This window comes from Leucobacter soli, assembly GCF_042659205.1.
Lineage (GTDB): Bacteria > Actinomycetota > Actinomycetes > Actinomycetales > Microbacteriaceae > Leucobacter > Leucobacter soli.
Map to the genome: position 1 here is coordinate 1 of NZ_JBHSRW010000346.1, position 1,699 is coordinate 1,699.

Annotated in this window: 1 protein-coding gene; it reads right to left on the reverse strand. The window is 72.0% G+C overall.

Annotation, left to right across the window (positions count from 1 at the left end; all coding sequences use genetic code 11):
• Positions 1-106: 106 nt before the first annotated feature.
• Positions 107-1,699, reverse strand: a 1,593-nt coding sequence (locus ACFPZL_RS12950; RefSeq protein WP_382335782.1) for a malate synthase G, incomplete at its 5' end; no start/stop codon positions are given.

Here is a 1,699-nt window from a genome sequence, read left to right on the forward strand (position 1 = left end):
TCGACCTCGTCGGCCGTGGCGAGCACGGCGTCCGGGAGCAGCGCGAGGAGCTCGGCGAGCGCCTCCGCCCGATCGGCGGTGCCGTACCCCTCCGCACCCCTCATGCTCACCCCTTCTTGACGCGGCGCAGCGCGTGCAGCAGGGGTTCAGTGTATCCGTTCGGCTGCGCGGCGCCTTCGACGATCAGGCGGCGGGCCGCCTCGAACGCGACGCCGCCGGGCACGCCGTCGCCGCTATCGTCACCGTTGCCGTAGGCACCGCCATCGGCACCGCCATCGGCACCGCCGAGCAGCCGCTCGTAGGCGGAGTCGCCGGCGTTCTGCCGATCCACCACGGCGGCGAGGCGTCGCAGGCTCTCGTCGACCTGCTCCTCGGTGATGACGCCGTGTGCCAACCAGTTCGCGAGCAGTTGGCTCGAGATCCGCAGCGTGGCGCGATCCTCCATGAGCGCGATGTCATGGATGTCGGGGACCTTCGAGCAGCCGACGCCCTGGTCGATCCAGCGCACGACGTAGCCGAGGATCGACTGCACGTTGTTGTCGACCTCGGTCGCGACGACGTCGGGGGCGAGATCGCCCTCGCCCGCGAGCGGGATGCGCAGCAGCGTGTCGAGGCTGTCGGCCGGCAGGGCGGGCAGCGCCCGGCGCGCTTCGAAGGCGTCGAACTCGTGGTAGTGGAGCGCGTGCAGGGTGGCGGCCGTGGGCGACGGCACCCAGGCGGTGGATGCACCCGAGCGCACGTGCCCGATCTTCTGCTCGAGCATGTCGTGCATCAGGTCGGGCATCGCCCACATGCCCTTGCCGATCTGCGCGCGGCCGTCGAGGCCGCAGGCGACCCCGATCGCGACGTTGCGCGCCTCGTAGACGCCGAGCCACGGCTCGGTGCGGATCGCGCCCTTGGGCAGCATCGGCCCCGCCTGCAGGGAGGTGTGGATCTCGTCGCCCGTGCGGTCGAGGAAGCCGGTGTTGATGAACACCACGCGCTCGCGCGCGGCGGCGATGCAGGCGGCGAGGTTCGCGGACGTGCGGCGCTCCTCGTCCATGATGCCGATCTTCACGGTGTTGGCCGGGAGACCGTAGAGCGCCTCGACGCGCCCGAAGAGCTCGACGGCGAAGGCGACTTCGTCGGGGCCGTGCATCTTCGGTTTCACGATGTACACGGAGCCCGTGCGCGAGTTGCGGCCGGCCGCAGCGCCGCCGAATGCGGGGAGGTCGGCGAGCGAGCCGAGCACGGTCATGATCGCGTCGAGGATGCCCTCCGGCACCTCCGCGCCGTCGCGGTCGAGCACGGCGTCGGTGGTCATGAGGTGGCCGACGTTGCGCACGAAGAGGGTGGATCGGCCCGGCAGCACGCGCGCGCCGCCGTCGGCCGCGACGTACTCGCGGTCGGGGTTCGCGGTGCGGGTGAAGGAGCGCCCGCCCTTGGTGACCTGCTCGGCGAGGGTGCCGTCCATGAGGCCGCGCCAGTTCCGGTAGCCGAGGGCCTTGTCGTCGGCGTCGACCGCCGCGACCGAGTCCTCGAGGTCCATGATCGTGGTGAGCGCCGATTCCACGAGGATGTCCTGCACGCCGGCCGCGTCGGTCGCGCCGATGGCGCCGGAACGGTCGACCACGATCTCGAGGTGCAGTCCGTTGTGGCGCAGCAGCACGCCGCTCGGAGCCGCGGAGTCGCCCGCGTAGCCGGCGAAGGCGGCGGGGGC